Annotated in this window: 19 protein-coding genes; 3 read left to right on the top strand and 16 right to left on the bottom strand. The window is 44.6% G+C overall.

Annotated elements, in window-relative coordinates; all coding sequences use genetic code 11:
• Positions 1 to 2,238, top strand: a complete 2,238-nt coding sequence (locus EYR25_RS10765) for a PAS domain-containing protein (protein WP_133180012.1) — start codon at positions 1 to 3, stop codon at positions 2,236 to 2,238.
• Here EYR25_RS10765 and EYR25_RS10760 read toward each other — a convergent pair.
• The 3 genes from EYR25_RS10760 to EYR25_RS10750 form a co-directional block, all read right to left on the bottom strand.
• Positions 2,219 to 3,619 carry a hypothetical protein gene (locus EYR25_RS10760; RefSeq protein WP_023266603.1) on the bottom strand — a complete coding sequence of 467 codons (1,401 nt, stop codon included), beginning with the start codon at positions 3,617 to 3,619 and terminating at the stop codon, positions 2,219 to 2,221. The two genes, EYR25_RS10765 and EYR25_RS10760, sit on opposite strands and share 20 nt — an antisense overlap.
• 84 nt (positions 3,620 to 3,703) lie before the next feature.
• Complete coding sequence (locus tag EYR25_RS10755; RefSeq protein WP_133180010.1) at positions 3,704 to 4,234, bottom strand: hypothetical protein; 531 nt, start codon at positions 4,232 to 4,234, stop codon at positions 3,704 to 3,706.
• Positions 4,227 to 4,970 (bottom strand): winged helix-turn-helix domain-containing protein, encoded by a 744-nt coding sequence (locus tag EYR25_RS10750; protein WP_039977829.1) that lies wholly within the window; start codon positions 4,968 to 4,970, stop codon positions 4,227 to 4,229. The genes EYR25_RS10755 and EYR25_RS10750 overlap by 8 nt, the downstream gene beginning before the upstream one ends.
• Before the next feature lie 441 nt (positions 4,971 to 5,411).
• On the opposite strand from EYR25_RS10750, the gene EYR25_RS10745 reads away from it, so the two are divergent.
• Both EYR25_RS10745 and EYR25_RS10740 read left to right on the top strand, forming a co-directional pair.
• On the top strand, positions 5,412 to 6,233 hold the full coding sequence (locus EYR25_RS10745; protein WP_165953490.1) for a cytochrome c3 family protein: 822 nt from the start codon (positions 5,412 to 5,414) through the stop codon (positions 6,231 to 6,233).
• Positions 6,234 to 6,243: 10 nt separating this feature from the next.
• On the top strand, positions 6,244 to 6,765 hold the full coding sequence (locus EYR25_RS10740) for a hypothetical protein (protein ID WP_023266607.1): 522 nt from the start codon (positions 6,244 to 6,246) through the stop codon (positions 6,763 to 6,765).
• A gap of 66 nt (positions 6,766 to 6,831) precedes the next feature.
• Here EYR25_RS10740 and EYR25_RS10735 read toward each other — a convergent pair whose 3' ends face one another.
• From EYR25_RS10735 to EYR25_RS10675, 13 genes are all read right to left on the bottom strand, one after another.
• Positions 6,832 to 7,371: a hypothetical protein gene (locus tag EYR25_RS10735; protein ID WP_133180006.1), complete on the bottom strand. Its 540-nt coding sequence runs from the start codon at positions 7,369 to 7,371 to the stop codon at positions 6,832 to 6,834.
• Between the two features lies 1 nt (position 7,372).
• Complete coding sequence (locus tag EYR25_RS10730) at positions 7,373 to 8,119, bottom strand: winged helix-turn-helix domain-containing protein (protein WP_133180004.1); 747 nt, start codon at positions 8,117 to 8,119, stop codon at positions 7,373 to 7,375.
• A 164-nt stretch (positions 8,120 to 8,283) separates the two neighbouring features.
• Positions 8,284 to 9,753, bottom strand: a complete 1,470-nt coding sequence (gene nhaD, locus EYR25_RS10725) for a sodium:proton antiporter NhaD (protein ID WP_133180002.1) — start codon at positions 9,751 to 9,753, stop codon at positions 8,284 to 8,286.
• 240 nt (positions 9,754 to 9,993) lie between these two features.
• Positions 9,994 to 10,731 (bottom strand): DUF481 domain-containing protein, encoded by a 738-nt coding sequence (locus tag EYR25_RS10720; protein WP_039977835.1) that lies wholly within the window; start codon positions 10,729 to 10,731, stop codon positions 9,994 to 9,996.
• Positions 10,658 to 10,891, bottom strand: a complete 234-nt coding sequence (locus EYR25_RS10715; protein WP_023266612.1) for a hypothetical protein — start codon at positions 10,889 to 10,891, stop codon at positions 10,658 to 10,660. Before EYR25_RS10715 ends, EYR25_RS10720 begins: the two co-directional genes overlap by 74 nt.
• Positions 10,892 to 11,008: 117 nt before the next feature.
• On the bottom strand, positions 11,009 to 12,178 hold the full coding sequence (locus EYR25_RS10710) for a tetratricopeptide repeat protein (protein ID WP_243729955.1): 1,170 nt from the start codon (positions 12,176 to 12,178) through the stop codon (positions 11,009 to 11,011).
• A complete protein-coding gene (locus tag EYR25_RS10705) occupies positions 12,168 to 13,058 on the bottom strand; it encodes a hypothetical protein (RefSeq protein WP_133180000.1) in 891 nt (296 codons plus the stop codon). The genes EYR25_RS10710 and EYR25_RS10705 overlap by 11 nt, the downstream gene beginning before the upstream one ends.
• A gap of 26 nt (positions 13,059 to 13,084) precedes the next feature.
• A complete protein-coding gene (locus EYR25_RS10700) occupies positions 13,085 to 13,651 on the bottom strand; it encodes an HD domain-containing protein (RefSeq protein WP_133179998.1) in 567 nt (188 codons plus the stop codon).
• 365 nt (positions 13,652 to 14,016) lie between these two features.
• Positions 14,017 to 14,874, bottom strand: coding sequence for a hypothetical protein (locus EYR25_RS10695; protein ID WP_133179996.1), 858 nt, complete (start codon positions 14,872 to 14,874; stop codon positions 14,017 to 14,019).
• A gap of 355 nt (positions 14,875 to 15,229) precedes the next feature.
• Entirely contained in the window at positions 15,230 to 16,291 is a 1,062-nt protein-coding gene (locus EYR25_RS10690; RefSeq protein WP_133179994.1) for a hypothetical protein, read from the bottom strand.
• 284 nt (positions 16,292 to 16,575) lie between these two features.
• Positions 16,576 to 16,959 (bottom strand): hypothetical protein, encoded by a 384-nt coding sequence (locus EYR25_RS10685; RefSeq protein WP_023266618.1) that lies wholly within the window; start codon positions 16,957 to 16,959, stop codon positions 16,576 to 16,578.
• 206 nt (positions 16,960 to 17,165) lie between these two features.
• A complete protein-coding gene (locus EYR25_RS10680; protein WP_165953489.1) occupies positions 17,166 to 17,456 on the bottom strand; it encodes a hypothetical protein in 291 nt (96 codons plus the stop codon).
• Between the two features lie 8 nt (positions 17,457 to 17,464).
• Entirely contained in the window at positions 17,465 to 17,812 is a 348-nt protein-coding gene (locus tag EYR25_RS10675; protein ID WP_243729954.1) for a hypothetical protein, read from the bottom strand.
• Positions 17,813 to 17,921 lie beyond the last annotated feature (109 nt).

Raw genomic sequence — 17,921 nt, 5'->3', positions numbered from 1 at the left:
ATGCTGAAGAAAAAACCAAGCCTACACCCACTCGCGACATTACTTTCATTATCCCAAGGACTGCATTGGTCGCACCAACGCATGCTGGCTGTCGCGAGTCAGTTATCAATGTTAGTGATAGGCATGATTATTTTAACTAATTTAATAATTACCTTAGGTGAACATAGGTTACAAGAAGAATGGGCAACCCAAAGGTATAGCGAATTGCAGACCATAGGTACGCTCATTACCGATAAGGTCACCTTTCAGCAGTTTCGCACTCAGCTATTTGCCAAAGACGAATTACTCAAACAGTACCTCAAAAATCCAACTGCCTCATCTCAGCAAAAATTACAGGAAAGTTGGCAGGAGTTGGTGCAACATATTCCCGAACTCCTCGGTATTGCCCTGTTCGATCCTCAAGGTAATTATAAGTTTGCGACACCTTCAAATTTTAGTCAGGATGCGCTTCCTGCCGCACTGTTAGGTTCTAGCCGAAATTTAGGTGGCAAAGAAGTCTTTACTTCGTCCTTAGAGTTTGTCCCCCTCAATGGCATGCTCGAACCCTATATGTATCAAATGGCATGGCTTGAGAAACCCGATCAAAGCTCGCTAGGTTATTTGATTACCTACAACTCGATTGTGCAGATGCTAGAAGCAATAAAACCTGCATTTTCAAGCAATAAATCGCCGATGCTAGTGCTGGATACCCAAGGCTTGCTCTATGCAGGTGTGAGTGATCTGGCGCCATTATCCCATATTCCAGACACCTTAGGTGCCAGTTTACGTCAGAGCTATCCGGCACTGTGGCGGGAAATGTCGATGAGCAACTTTGGCCAATTCCACGGTGAAGATGCCACCTTCGTGTACCTCAAAGTCGAGCTCACCAATCAGCCAGAATTGCGCCGCGAGTACTTTTTACTCTCCTATATCCGTAACGATGATATCGCCTCGAAATTTTCCCAGTGGCAGAATATTGTGATTATTGCGTCGTTAATCCTAACACTTCTGGCCGCCTGGGTTATCCTGCTGAGCCACATGTATCGCCTGCAACATCGTTCGCGCCAATACAGTATCGATGTGGCAAATACATTATTTAATAACAATTTAGGCTTTATCTTAGCCAACGAACAGGCTCGTATTATCAGTGCCAACACTAAGGCCGCAGAAGCCACACAAGTCCCACTCGATGAACTGACTGACCGTAGCCTACAGCGAACACTTAATCTTGACGACCTCACCTCGGCGCAAATGCTTGAACAAGTCTATCGCGAGGGCGAATGGAGCAAGGATTTGTCACTTGATAATGAGATGGGTTCGACCCTAAGAGTAAAAGTGCAACAAGCACCGCGATTGGGTCGTGGTTTGCCTCATTTGCTTGTATCCCTTGAAGATATCAGCACCATGCTCGATTATCAGAATCAGGCCTTCTTAAGTGACCTACTCTGCGACACCACTGTGGCAACAGCATTAACTGACGCTAATGGTAAGTTGATAAAAATCAATCCGGTGTTCGATCAGCTGATGCAACTTAATGGTGATTTAAACCATGATTTAGCCTCACTGCTCGCTAACGATCTGGGGAACCAATGGCAGCGGATCACAGCCCAAATCAGCATGCAAGGCCAGTGGCAGGGGCAAATACTTTGTTCACCGAATCCTCGCCATTCGAATTGTTTGCAGGCCACGCTAAAGGGCCATGTTGCTGCCGATGGTGAAATTGATTACATCATTTGCACTTTAGAGCAAGCCGCTGACAGCCAAAGGGGAGCAGAACCCCGCAACTTTGTGCCACACCGCAGTACTATTTTGCAGCACCTATCCGATTTAGAACGCTATTTTGCTTCGCTATCGCCCCAAAGCCGCAACCACTCAAGCTTATTAGTGATGGATATCAACCCAGAAGGCTTGCTCAGCCATATGAGTGATATTGACCAACTCGAAACGCGTCAACAGGAAGTGGAAGTACAGCTGTTGTTAGAAATTCCAACCCATTATCAAATCCTTCACTGGCAACTCGGTAAACTACTGCTGTTACTGCCTGATACCGATGCCACAACGGCGCATCACTTCGCACTCAATACCATTGAAAAGCTGAATAGTAATGGCCTAGGTGAAGGGATCAGCATGGGGATTGCAAGCTATCAGGAAGGACAAAGCTTAGAGCAATACCTCAGCAATGCTGAGGTGGCACTCAAACGGGCAAAACAGAATAATGATCAAAATATCGGTCAGGCCTTTACACGTCATCAGCCTTAGCGGGCGGATTAAAGGAATCAGGCAACTTACTTTGGGTGATCTCGATAATGGCCGAACGGTTCATGGTGATTTTGTAGCGCGCATACTCCGGCTCTTCGCGGCCATCACGCAGCACTAAAATCAGATTGACTTGATAACGGCGCTCGACCGACTCGTGACTGATCTTGCCTTCAAGTTCTTTATAAATCTTGGCCTTGCCCCGCTCTAAATAGCGGGCAAAAGGTACAAAACTAAAGTTGACTTGCTCTTGTATCGTCGAGTATCCCGCTTGAAACTCACCGTGGTTTACCCGAGTAGCAATCTTGTAATGCAGGATTTCGGCATCGACCTTATTCTGGCTATGCCGTTGTTTTAAGATTTCGTTGACCTTATCAGGCAAATCCTGAGGTCGCATAAATTCAAGCCACACCAATTGCTTAGCAATGACAGACTGATTGGTCGTATCCCTCAAAATGCGGCTCCAGCGCGGTCTTCCCCGTTGAATATAGCGCCACAGGGCATTACGTACATCGTCCTTAAAAATTTCACGAAAACCATAAATCACCGCCAGCGTCAGCACCAACGCTATGGTAAAGCCACTAAAGACCCCCTGAGCTTCGATGATCAGCGCCGACACCACCAACATCACCAGGGCGGTCGCCAGCCCAGTCGTGAACTTTTTAAGGCCGATGCCCAAGGGTTTTAACTCTTCTTTGAGCACCACACCTTGCTGAATTAAACGCCGTAATAACAGCATTTTATTCGAAATCCGATTGGGATCTTGCTTAGTTTGTGCCGAGTTATAGTTGTTGGCGTCGCGGTAGGCGCATTCGTTGCGGCACAGGGTCAATACCCGTTCTTGGATGTCAGCAAAATCACTGGTGCGAGTGGCGTGGGCGAGCACTTTTAACAGTTGCTGCTCGCAAAACCAGGAGAGATAGTTATCGGCGTTTTCAAAGTAGGATTTCCATTTAGGATCGCCCGGCTCATTACGGCGAAACTTTTTCAGCAGTTGCGTCACCTGCTCGCACAGCTCATCAAGCGCAAGATAAAAGTGCTCTACATCGGCGATGCGATTGAGCTCTTTGACATCGTTTTCAACCGCGACAGCAAACTGATAAGCAAACAGGTTTAAGTACAACCGAAATTCTTCCACAGTGCGACGATTCATACTGGCGAATCGCCCCTGCACCAGCGGCAAATGTAGCCCTTCGGAGTAGTAGGAGCGGCGTCCCACAATCGCGCTGTGGTAATACTCTTCTTCGTTTAAGGTATGCGCGCCTATGCCCATTTCCTTTGGTAAAAAGAAATAGAGATCGAGCTGACGATTATCGCCCTTTTCCATCTGATGGCTGAACTTAATCGACAGGGATTCTTCTTGTTTGACACGTATCTTAAACACAACAACCTTATGATTGAGATGGAAGAGTCGGCATTAACACCACGGAAAAGATAATCTAAACCGAAAGCGCAGCAAATTCACTGATTAAATTCGACTATTGACGATTCGGCAGCCACAAACAGTATTACTCGGTTGGAATAAGACAACCGCATAATCTTGGTTCGCGTCGCTATCGAGCACCTCAATACTGAGATTGTGCCTACCCGATTCACTAAAATGTAAGCTGCTAATGTAGGAAAGGTATTTCATATGCTCGGGCCAAGACTTTTTGTCGATATCTTCGGATTCCGTCTTGGTTTTGACCGACACATTGTAGGTCATGCGATTGAGCTCCATGCTTTTGACCTCACCCTGCATCAGGATCGCGCCCGCACTTGAGCCATCAAGATTAAAGTAGCGGTAATTGATTTGCGCATTACCCGCCGAGATCAATACGTCAACTAAAAGGTAGTATTTCCCATCATCCACACGTTGAACGTGACGGTCAAAAAGCTCGGAACTGCAATTTAAGATCACCGCCTTGTTAGAGACGGATTGCAGGTAAATCACACCGCAGGCCACAATCAGTGCCGTGAGAATGGTGAGATTTATCGTCCACTTAAGCCATTTAGCCACAGATCCCAATCTCCTGTAGCCAGTTTTCATCAATAAATGTTTTTGGCCGCCTAAAATCGCTAATCTTCAAATTGCGAATAACAGACTGTCCGAGTTTGTGCCCACGCAGAGTAATATTAAGCACCTGTTTATCATGGGAAAGTGAAGAGTAAACCTCTGACCAATCACTCTGTCCACAACGACTTAATCCTTGGCCCAAACGGTCGCCTAATTCAAACAACAAAGTATTATTAGTTTTAGAATTAGCATACAGATGCAATCGAATATGCTGACCCGAGGCTAATGGCAACTCAGTGGATAGAAGAGGTTCAGTTGGTACGCTATGGTCGATGCGGCTTAAATAAAAGCCTGAAATAGCAAGCATAAAACCAAAGACTAATAGCGCACTCCACCAAGGTAATGACTGCAATCTATGGTAATGAAAACTTTTTAGCCGCTGTCCCTGAGTGCTATGCAGTAGGTAGCCTTGCCCCTTGACGGTTTCAATCAACCCTTCATATTGTGGCCCAAGGAAAGAGCGGATCATAAATACCGCCCGCGCTAATGAAGTATCGGTGAGCGGCGGGTGCTCTCCATCGCCAGTCTTAAGCTCATGCTTGGAGACCAGTTTACCTTGATGTTCAACCAATAGGCTCAACACTTGCAACTCGGCACGGGGAAGGTGCCAAGATTCATTTCGAGCCTGTTCGACGAGTAAGCCACGCTCCCGGTCAAACCAACAGCTCCCCACTTGCATAAAAAACTCCAACCCATAAATCATCGAATTAAGTCTATGCAAGGCATCTAATGATTACTGTGATCCCGTTAACCCAAGGTACTAAATAATTAATTTTCGTGAGCTTCCCCCGCAAGTAGATGAGCATAAAACAAAAATCTGCGTTAGCTCACAGCAATAAATGACCTTTGTGACGGCTTTGTTTGCTAGCAAATCCGCATAAATTTACATAAATATCACAAATAATGTGCTCCCCCACAGATTGAAATCGATAAAAATAAGATAACCAAGTTACAGTAATCAACTAAAGCGATTGATGTCCCCCTGCTTACCTTGCTTCATCACAGCGAAATATCCCCTGCGACAAATCACACTATTTATATTTGTGCTTCATAGAATGATGCCATCAACCAATGGTTAATGATTGATAAATAAAAGCAATTACTCAAGAGGATATTCATGATGAGCATTAATCGACGCCAAGCATTAACTCGTATTATCGGAATTAGCACAGCTGCAGCGGGCGCAACCTTAATGGGTACGTCAGCATTTGCGGCGACCAATGCCGACGGCCAATATCAATTAGCACTCGGTGAAAAACTAAAATACGTACCACTCGATCCAATGGCAACGGCCAAACTCGCCTACGAGACAGGTGGTGGTTGTATGCATCAAGTCTTTCACTCAGTTGTCACTAAGCTAGCGCAATCAACGAGTGCCGATGCCGATAAGTTTAAGTCCATCCCAACCGCATTGGCAGGCTATGGTTTTGCAGGGGTTACAGGCCAAGGAACTCTGTGCGGCAACCTCAATGCTATCGGTATGCTGGTCAATATCTTAGATGATATCAATGGCCAAAATAACGCCGTAATTGCAAATGCATTCCGTTATTACGAAAACACCACTTTGCCACTTTCTTCCCCAGAATTTATTGCTGGCATAGGTTCAACCGCGGAAAAAACAGCGCTTGTAGGCAGTTCATCAAAGGCGATGAGCGTATTGTGCCACTCCTCAATCAGTAACTGGTCTCGGGCCTCAGGACTGCCATTCGCCAAGAAAGGTGAGCGCTGCTATCGCCTATCTGCTTCTATGACGTATCACTTAGTCGAACTGCTAAATCGTGCCTATCAAGGGGAGATTATTGGGGCATTACCGGGTAGTAAACCTTCACTTGAAGCGCAAGATTGCCAAGTGTGCCACGGCAGCACAGGCACCTTAGGTTCGGCCGCCAGTGTAAAAACCGATATGGAATGTACCACTTGCCACACAGGACACTTTAATTAAGGAGGCAGTGATGAAATCCCCATTACTGATATTAACTCTAGGTACGCTCGCACTAGTCGGCTGTGGTAGTGATGATAAATCAGAGGAAATCACTCCTCCGCCACCACCGCCGCCAGTGGAAACCAGCGTCAGTATCAATGACGCAACTCAGATTAATCTGACCGTAGAGCAGTTTGATCCTAAGACTGGTACATTAAACTTTTCGCTGACGGATGCGAACAAAGCATCCATTACCGAGGCGACAAGCTATGATATCTATTACTTTGGCTTTCCTGACAAGAGTAAATCTTCGTCAAATGCCAAGGCATGGAAGCGTTGGCATGTTACCCAAAACTATCGCTGCCAGAGCAAAGGTGAGTGCAGTGGTAAGTTGACTGAGGTAAAAAATGGTCAATACCAGTTTGAAATAGCAGGACTAGATTGGCAGTCAAAGGATCCGAGTGGCGCAGTGTCCCAAATTAAAGTCGCGATTCAGATCTATGGCACGAAAGCCAATAATGAACTGGCATTAGTCCCTGTCGCTCCGTTGTAATCCCTTTCATCGCGTCCCAATAGATAGGCATCCACTTCAAGGAGGAGTTGGATGCCTATATTGTTATTAGCGACTACTGCATGCCCATAAATTACCACTGGGGGTAAATTTAATTAGGGTATAGTCATCGAGACGATTAATATCCACTATCTGCATATTAAAGCTCATTGTCCCCAGCGCCATTAATGCCTCCCTTGAACGTTGAACATCATCTCGAATGGGGTCGGGGATCTCTATCTGTAGCAGATCCATTTGGACGTTTGCCTGAGCCAAATCAAATTGATAAGCCATTGAGCCAATATCAAAATTTTTAACTACGCCAGAGTAATTAATGGACGCAAGCTCCTTATCATTACTGCCGTAACGATAATTTAAATTCACTTTTTTGTCCTGCACTTCTACTGTAAGTGATAAGGAATGATGCAATGAAGACGAGGTGGCATCCCAAAAAGGCGGTTGATACAGCTGAGCCAGGCAGTTTAAGTTCAAACTTTTATGGCTAAAACTCGCCGTATATCCGAAGACTAATATTCCAACTCCGCTGACGAAGATAAGCAAAAGTTGCCACGGCTTAAAGCGGCCCAATGCCAGAATGGTATTGTTCATTTTAGCTACAAATCCCCGATAAAATGAGCCAATCTGGCTGCGAGGTATCTGCTATAAAATTATCTGACATTAATTTTACCGTCTGAAATTTCAGCCCATTCTCCCGATTATTTCGCAAAATGAAGCTGATCAATTTTCGGTCTGTTGACACATTGGCTGCAATTGACTGCCAAGGAGAAACAGCGCAAGCCTCCATTTGACCAATCATTTGCTTGACGAATAATTTCATATTCGCTTCGTAGTGCTGACCAGTGTAGAACTTTATCTCTGAAGACGAGCCATTGTGCATCATGATCTGCTGTCGATAATTAGGCGCTATTACTGTGGGATGAGATATATGCATATTAATCCCATACAAAGTCATTAGGCTGACAAGAATGATAAACAAAAACTGTAACGTATTTATTTGGGATGTTGGAGAGCTAAGCAATTTATATCTCATTGATGTTTGCGAAGGGTACAAAATAAATCCTTCTCCTCTCACGGTATCAAGTAGAGAATAAGGTTTTTTCCCTAATATAGAGCGTATACGCTTAATCACATCATCAAGCTGATCATCACACCGAAGTGAGTCTTTATCATAGGACGACAATAACTGAATTAATTCGAAGCGGGAAACCACCTTCCCTTGATTCTTAGCCAATACACTCAACACTTGAAACTCATCGACACTCAATATCCAGCGACAGCCAGAAGCATCAACTAACAAATGTTCATGCGCATCAAACCAACAATCACCAATTTGCATCTCGGCTCCTCTCACCATTTAACTTGGAGCCGAGTATACAATTTGAACTTAAATGACGCAGTGATCCAGAAGCATCTCGCTTTAGCAGATTAATAATCTGTGAATTGCATCAATAAAAAATTAAATGCTAAAAAACACAAAGATACACTGCGTTTCATTTGTTTCTAGAACATTGCTGCATTTAACCACATATGGACTAAAATACTCGCCACGTAGCCCAATGCAATGACAGGTGTCCAACGTAAGTGGGCGCCAAAGGTATAAATCCCCCTTGCCTGCCCCATTAATGCCACCCCTGCAGCACTTCCAATCGACAATAAACTTCCGCCGACGCCCGCAGTCAACGTCACCAATAGCCATTGACCAAGTGCCATCTCGGGATTCATAGTCAACACAGCAAACATCACCGGAATATTATCGACGACCGAAGACAATAGACCGATAGCCACGTTGGCATAGGTCGCATCCCAATGGGAATACATCGCCTCTGAAACCAAACTTAAATAGCCCATAAAGCCTAGGCCACCCACACATAACACCACACCGTAGAAGAACAGCAGGGTATCCCATTCAGCACGGGAGATACGGCTAAATACATCGAAGGGCACTACGCTACCAAGCTGCTGAAGACGTTGTTGATCTTGACGCAACTCCGCCTTAGCACGTTCACGGGCAACTGAACGATTGAAAGTTTTACGCAGGTAATAACCGAAGAATTGCAGGAAGCCCAACCCTGTCATCATCCCAAGCACTGGTGGCATGCCGAAGAAGGAGTGAGCACACACCGCCGTCGCAATGGTCAACAGGAATAACGCTACGATACGTTTAGCACCGGGTTTAGTGTACACCTGCTCTTTTTCTGGCTCAGGCACATAACGTGGGATAAACACACTCATAATAGCCGCAGGCAAGACAAAGTTGACCAAAGCAGGAATAAACAGATGGAAGAAGTCGGCAAAGTGCACTAAACCCTTTTGCCACACCATTAAGGTGGTGATATCACCAAAGGGACTAAAAGCACCGCCCGCATTCGCCGCAACCACAATGTTGATACACGCCAGCGTAATAAATTTGCGCTGCCCCGCGCCGACCTTCATCACTACGGCACACATCAATAATGCTGTGGTTAAGTTATCGGCCACTGGCGAAATAAAGAAGGCCATAAATCCCGTTAGCCAGAATACGGTCCGCAAACTAAAACCGCGTCCCACGAGCCAACCGCGAATCGCATCGAATAAATTACGTTCCTCCATGGCATTGATATACGTCATCGCCACTAATAGGAAGAGTAATAACTCGGCGTATTCCAGTAAATTGTGCTTAAAAGCCGCCTCAGAGACCTCGGACATGCCATGTTGCACATACACAAAGCCTATCATGCCCCAAATAATGCCGGCTGCGACCAATACGGGTTTGGATTTACGCAGGTGCAGCGCCTCTTCGGCCATCACCAAAATATAGGCAAGTACGAAGACACAAATGGCAAGATACCCCACTGCTGCAGCGGTTAAATCGAGCCGTTCTGTTCCTTCGGTCATAGCCCAAACTGCTGGTGAGAATCCGCTCAATATTGCAATGCAGAATAGGCTAAACAATCCTACTCCACCGTTCTTAAACCACCGCTGTAATTTCATCAAAGTTGATCTCTGCAAGGGAAAGAAGATCGCAAATTACCATAGCTCTCGTTCTGTAAATTTTGATAAATCGCAACTTTCTATGCATTTCCCGATAACCAAAGGTACTTACAACATTAATTTTTGTATAACTACAGGCACAACTAATAAAGAATTAACTAACTTTGTTTCAAGTTAGTCCAAAAACAGTCAATAAAAAAGCACCTCTCGGTGCTTTTTTATTGATATCAATCACATTGATTAGAACGAATAGAGCAAGGTCATATTTGTTTCAGTATCTGTGCTCTTTTTATCATCTAAAGGCTCACTGTTGTAACGCACAATAATGGCAAATTTCATTGCCAAAGCGCCAATAATATTCGCCGTGAGCGAAGTTTCTGAGCGTGCATCCAACTTATCACCATAGTCGGCCACAAAACGTTGCTGGAATTTTGAGGTTTCAGTGATTTCAGTTTCGAAGTTGATCACGCCGTGGGCAACCACGCTGTCATTCGAATCAGTACCTTCTAACAGGGCTTGCTCTGAATCGAGGCGTTGATAGATGTAACCGGGACCGATTTCCACATCCAGGAAGGTCTTACTGGTGTCATAGAGTCTGTGACCATAACCCGCCGCGCCTGATACTGTGTAGTCATAACCGGTAAAAGGGTCGACTTCGTAATTAGCATTGGCAAACAAGTAACTGCGGTCATTCATTCTATAGTTACCCTGGGCACCCGCTAAATAACGTTTAGCCGTGACCTCACCCGTATCTTCTTTATATAAACCTTCTAAAAGATACTGGTTTTCCCAGTCACCTAATTCATGCTTGAAGTTTAAGCGACCTTTGTAAGATGAGGTATCAGTGTTGCCTGTGGTTAAGGTTGCCCCTAGCTCTGCTTCACCTGCGAATGTCTTGTCGCCCTTAACAAAATCGGCTCCAGCATTCGCCATAAATGGCGCAGTCATCAACAATGCCGCGGTCAGTACTTTCTTCATGTTTATCCGTTCCTGTTCCGTTTAATCCCCTAAAAATCTGCGCAATACTAACATTTACGATTGAAAAATAAAAATTCATCGATTTTTCTATTAAAGCCAAGGCATTCATAAATACATTGAGTATCACCAAATCCACATAAGCAGTTTCAAAATATGCCATGGAATCTCGCCATCATTAAACCTTAACAGAATGAGTAAAAATCATATGTCTTTATCGAAACTCAAGATCTAAAAACAACACCACAATTATTTGCAGCTCTCTTGATATTAATACCAATTACTCATTAGATTTAAGGGGATACGCAGAACACTGCCACTGTCCGCTTTGCTCGAGGACTTGATAACGTAAGCCCTGATATTTCCATTCCAAGGGTAACGTTAACGTACCACGATTCAGCTGCAAATAGGTTTGTGCATTCGCCCCCGAAAAGGTATCGACCCAAATCAGTCGATTTAACCAAGTGCAGGCTTTTTCTAACTGCTCTCGGCTTTGAGCCGTGGCGGTGATCTTCTGCCACTCTTTATCGTTCAATTGCACTTGCAGCATAATCTCTGCCGTTTCATCCTCAAAATACACAGGCACAGGTAACAAATGCTTGGCTCTGTCCTCTAAAAGATGACGCTGTTCGACCACACTGCCTTGGCGTAATGCTTGCCAATGCGCTTGTTCGGCGCTGCGGCCAATCAGCAAGGGATGCGATAACACGCTGGTACATTCGCTTTCTTGCCAACTGCATTGGCTAAAGTAATAGCGGGCTTTGTCTAGATCGCGCTCGGTATTGAGGTAGTAAACACCTAGGTTATATTGAATATCGCTATCGTAGGGATCGAGCTTAGCGGATAACTGCCAATAACGGCCGCCTAAGTTTTTATTTTGCTTAACTAACCCATTGTAATAAAGCGTACCGAGATTAAGGTAAAGCAAGGCACTTTCGTTGTCAGGAAGACAGCTTAAATACTGAGCCTCGGCTTGTTGATATTGCTGGCGCTGCTCATAACTCGCACCTAAGTTAACACACGCATCGGCACTGCCTTTGGCTATCGCACGGCGATACCAAGTTTCACTCTCAGCCAACTCACCAAGCTGCGCATAGCTGTATCCTAACTGATAGAGCAAGCTCTGCTGACTGAACTCGTTCAGTTTATCTACATCCGCATAGGCTCGATTAAACCATTCAATCGCTAACGGGTAATGCTGCGCCAGCGCACTGTAACTGCCGAGCAAATACGCTTGATATTCCACTGGATGTTTTTCAAACAGCTCCAAATCCAGCGACGCGCCATTTTGCTGCAATAGTGCGTAGGCCTGTTGAAAAGATGCGGAGTTTTTATCCAGTGGGTTAGTGCTTTCGTGGGCAGCATAAGCAGAACTACTCATGGCAAGTAATAGGAGTAGGCAGCCAAAACATTGAGGGAGACCTTTGATTTTCATTGAGCTAGCTGTCATAAGGGACTCTATTCTCGGTTTTGGGCAGATCACCCAGTAAGCGCGCGAATAGCTCATCACCGAGCTGCACATGCAGCAACTGATAGAGATTGGTGAATGATTGATACGCCTCTCGCCAATACGCCGCCAGCGGTTGGCTGCGTCTGACACCTTGCCAATGATGTTGATAGCTTTCATAAAAATGGCGTTGAGTCCGCTGCGTAATGTTATCCGCCAACCGTTGCCATAATGGTTCACTTTGCACCAGCCACAGCAGATTAATCCAGTCGCTGGTCTGAGCTTCACGCAGTAACGCTTGTAACTGTGCATCGCTTAAATGGGCGAACAAAAAAGCGGCGCGCCACGGGGTTTGATCGCCGGGCACGTGGTTCTCTAACTCTTGTTGTAGCTGAGCGTCAGTGAATGGCTGCCAGACTAATGGTGCAAGCGGATACTCTCTTTCGCGCGCCTGCTCTGCCTCTTCCAAAGCCGCTTGCCATTCAAAACCGAGTGACGCGAGCATGATGTCGCGCAGATAATCACGTGGCCTGCCCTCGCTCAGTGCCAGCATACCATCGCTAAACAACAGCAGCGCCAGTTGTTCAAACGCCGAAAAAGGCTGATTCAACAACCCTCTCTGGCATACTTGCGCCACTGCGCTGGCATCATGCCCCCACAGCAAAAGTTCGATCACTTTGTCACAATAACTTTGTGCAGCTTGGCTCAAAACCGGTTCGACAAAGGGTTGATGCGCCATTTCCAGTACTAACCAACCTTGGCGAGCCACTAAATCGCGATAGTGCAGTACCTGCTGCACAATAGGCAGCAGCGAAGCCCTTTGCGCTTGGTCTAACGCCTGAATATTTCTGTGTGTCGCTTCACTTAGCGAGAGTTGGCTCATGCGCTTTTCACTCCATAAGCTTACTGCTACTCAGCTTGCGGTGAACAAAACGCCGCGTAATCGGCAATGCGTGCGTTTAATCGCTGCGCAGCGCCTGCATCGGCACGGCCCAAGGCATCCAAAATTCGCTGCGCTTCATCGCGATAGGCAGCAATTTTTTCACGGTCCCAGTGGTGTGGCGGTGGCGATAAATTGGTGATGCGATCGCACAGCTTCACCAGCCATATTTCATCTGGCTGCTGTTGTATCCTCGCCAGTGAATCGGCCATTTGCGCTGCCTTATCGCCTACCTGCTTATTTTTGCTCAGTGCCAACACGCCTTGCGCCACTTGCTCCCCAAACGCTTCTTCCACTTGCTGATAACGGGTTGAAGTATCTTCAATCACATCATGCAGCAGCGCCACTTGCAGTGCTAAACGGCCATCAAGATCGGGGCGCGATTTAAGTGCATGTATCACCTCCATTGCCACCGCGCCTAAATGCACACAATAAGGCAAGCGCTCATCAGGCCGTTGGCCTTTAAAGGTTTGCCCAGCATGGGCACGCGCCGCAAAGTACCATGCGGCTAAGTAATCATCGGGGTTCCAGTTCATCGGATCTCCTAGGGCGTTAAGATTTCAGCGTAACTTTGCAACAAGTTAGCAGACATTGATGCAAAGCAAAATCCGTACGATGTCGTTACTCATCTTAACCACATGATAAAAAGGCGGAAATAGCAACAACACGATCCCCTAAGGAGTCGTCCAACAAGCGCACACAGATAGAACGACCTCTGCATACGATCACTGCCAATCAAATAGATTTAAACCACACCCTTATTATCGCAATAATCACATTTATCAGTACGAAGGTTTGTAACAATAAAGCACTTATTATGCCTCAATGTAATATGCCAACATCATGAAAAAGAATAAAGTTGTAGCGAAAATGCTACAACTCTATCTCAAGATGGACTCCGCTAGAGGACTCCAATTATTACAGGACTTTTGTTTGACCTAATTTTCTCGTATAACTGTTTTAGTGTTAAACTATCTTTACTTTTGTAGGATACAAAGAGATTCAAACTTTCATCCTCTAGCGACTTTTTAATTTGCTCACCATCATTATTATTTAGCGTATACCCTAACTCATTAAGCGCAATATAAGCATTATTTAAATATGTATTAGTGACATGAGACATTAGTTCTTTTTCATTAATTTTCATTTCAGGCTTAGCATAACTCAAAAAATCCTTTGTTGCTTTAGCCTGAGCGGAAAGCAAACTATTATCATCAAGCTTCAACCTAAACTCTTTAACAATAGCTTTACTAAATAAATTATCAACATCTGAATCTTTTGTCTGTGAATAATCTAAAACCAAAGAACCTTTGGCTCGTTCTACACCACTAGACCTTAGCTTAAACTTTATATCTGCCATAGCTAACTTATCGTTATTGCGAGATAAATCGATAATGGCCTCAAAATTCCCATTTAATATATTTTCTTTGGCAACAAAATAGTTATAACGAGCCTCTAACTGAAGTTGTGTAGAACCAACTCCCGTGATCAGAACCTGCTCCAACTCTAAACTTGCTTTATTATGACTTAATTCAAGCTTGGAAAACCTTATTGAATCATCACCTTTAGCTTCACCAAAATATCCCATATTAATATTATATTTTTTGAATTGGTCTTTTACAGTAGCTAAGTTCGAATTTAACTCCCTTAAGTTAACCCACCCTTTTTCATCCTCGACATACATTAGATAATTCACAAATGATAGTCCTGCCGCATATAGCACGAGAACTACCAAAGCTATCTTTTTAAAAATTTTCAATTTACTTTTCTCCATTTACATTTTAAAGCTACTAAAGACTTTATCGTTTAACATAGAACACTACAAAAAACCAAACACACACCAAAATAGATTAAAAAAACAAAAACATGATAAACATTAAATTCCTGTAAGCAGACTGAATATTGTTAATCACAAGATAATTTATAACACCCTATAAAATAATGACGTAAATTAAACAGTGCATCAGCCATAGACCCAATATATGCAAAAACTTTAAGATAAAATTTTTTACTTAATCTGTATTTCCCTCATGCCTCTTTGATTAATATTATTTATAAATAACTTAACCATGCTAAGTACATTCAATCAATTGGTATAAACCTCATAATTCTAATTATCCTTGTTCATACAACTGCCATAGTGTTAGGCAAGGCGCTTTACCTTGATAACAGCGCAAGCGATGTTGATTTTTGACAGAAATTGGCACTGGCTGTGATTCACGCGCATTCTGCTGTAAGTAGGCTAGGCTGCGCTGCATAATGGCTTTATCGTCAGGGTAGTAATCAATATCGTCGATTTGCTGCAACTGCGCTTCGGCGTATGCCACGGCCTCGGTTTTATCTAAACCAAACAGCGTAATAAAGCCCAAATACTCATCAATATGCGCAATGATGTTGTCTTGCCATATGCGGGCATCGAGAAGTTCAAATCGGATCACCTGCGGCCACACCTTGGCGGCACTTTGCACATCACCGCGCGCAAGGTATTGATCGATTTGATGCTCTAACAACAAAGCAAAAAAGTCATCAATGACAATGCCTTTGCCACCACCATTGTCGGTAAGGTAAATCGGCACTTGCGAGAGAGAGTCATCGTTTTGCATCCGCTTCGCCCATTGCAAGCAGTGATTATCGCTTGGCCAATCGGCCCACGGCCACCAAGGTTGACTCGCTTTTAGCTGATGATCCAACTGCTGAAACTGCTCAAGCTGTTTTGCCATCCGGTTTTTCAGCCAAGCACTGAAGGTGATGCTTTGCTCTGCAGTGCTGCTTTGCAATAGCGTTTGCAACTCGCCACGTAAAAAAGGCCGCTCCTGCTTAAAACGAAAGCGTTCGTTCAGTAATGCAAGGCGACTTTTAAGATAGTGCTGCTGTGAAAACTCATTTTGATTTTGCAGCACTTCTTGCAATAACTGGTTATCGTAAGCGAGATAAGGCAAGGGCCAATAGTCTTCACCTTGGCACAGTGCCAGCGCATACTGTTTCTGCGCCCGAGGGATGAGACGGGCGTACTCGCCCTCTTTAAGGTTTAAATAATAAGGCACTGGCATGGGAGATAGTGAATCACTATCCCCCACTATTACCGCACCACGCTCTAGCATGCTCAGCGCGTAAACCACAGCGCCGAATAACCCTATACCCAGCAGAACTAACCCAAGCCTTTTTGTTTGCTTCAATTGCTGCATCCGTGCCTACTCTTATTTTTACACACTAAAATGCGCCATTAGTTTCCCACTTATAGACCATTGGTCTTTGTGGGAATAGCCTGTAATAACCATTACTACTCCAGCCATTTAACGTATCTTCCCCCCCAAATATCAATGTATACTCAAACTACTTGGAGTTGCAGGTAGGCGGCAAGTGAGTGAATCCCCATGAGCATAGATACACTATGTGATTGGGGTGAACGAACGTAGCCAACACCGCTGCAGCGTCAAGTAGGAAGGGTATAGATATATTATTAATCAATTGTAATATTTAATATTACAAATAAAACCATCCCTAATAATGACATTATGATAGGAGGTAAAATGAGATTACGGGGCTGACGAGACATAAGTCGAAGAATGATGTAGGATGGCAAACCTATTAATAATGCCGCAACCGGACTAAAAATGACAAAATGTGCAACACCATAAACGAACATAAAAAAATCATCACTAGCACCACCAAAGGCACTCTCATAGAACTCAAAAAACACACCCCAAACAGACCGGAAAAAATCAGTATTGTGGTTGGCAAACGACATCAAAATCACACAAAAAATAATGTAAAAAAGCGCGATTAAAAGTAAAGAATATTGTTTAAACGTTTTCAAAAAATCCTGTTTAGCTGTTTGACTCATATATTTACACCTCTATTTTTAGACTAATTTTTTCGTATTTGACATTACAAACTGAAACGCTTCTGTAATTTAAATGGCCAATAAGTCAATCACTATCATTTCGATAACCAATCCAAGCTGTATTGTTAGTTTCACTCGCAGCATCCGCATCAACTCTGCCTTTTTCCCCCTTAAAATGCGCTACAAAGACGCACGGCCAAAGCCAATCACTGTCCAACACGCACCAAACGGACGTTAATGTAGCTCAACTCAAAACCGTTCTTATAATTGCGGTCGATGCCACCAACACCGAAGTGGATGAACCACCCAATGCTACTATCACTAGCATAGGGCGAAGACGACCAATAACTAGAATCACTCGACTCTGGCATATTTGGAAAAGCACAGGTATTAATGGTCGGCCTTTGGTAGTTGTGGCCAAGGCAACAGCCATCGGTATGGCCTGAATACTCACCATTGGGGTGTGCTAAGGGGGCTCGACCTTCCGAGTATTGCACCAGAGTATCTAACTGGGTACCCGCCAGTCGCTGTGGCCTGCATAGTTCAAACTCATTGCGGTTTTCAGCTCACCATTACAGCCAGTGATCTGGTCGATGGAATAGCCAGGATTGGCGCTAATAGCAAAGCTGGCTGAACCGCCTTTGTTGAGTTCAAGCTGTGCGGGCAATATCGAGCCGCCCTCTGAGGCGACCGAACTGATGGTGACCCGAGTAACGCCACCACCATTATCCGGTTGCTCTGGTGAAGGATTAGCCCCTGCGTCATCTCCGCCACAACCAGAAAGTACGCCACAGAGCATGGCAAACAAGGCTATTAAAAATGCCTGTGTAATTGGTTTTTTCGCTCGAATCACGGTTATTCCCTTTTCTGCTTTATCTGTTATTGCCAAGCCAAAGTCCACTCAGCGCTATCGTGATACTCAACAGCCCATTGTGCCCATTGAATATTGAGATAGTTGTCTT

It is taken from the genome of Shewanella decolorationis (assembly GCF_004354305.1).
GTDB classification, from domain to species: domain Bacteria; phylum Pseudomonadota; class Gammaproteobacteria; order Enterobacterales; family Shewanellaceae; genus Shewanella; species Shewanella decolorationis.
The sequence above is the reverse complement of the archived record's forward strand: the minus strand, read 5'-3'. Positions and strand labels throughout refer to the sequence as shown.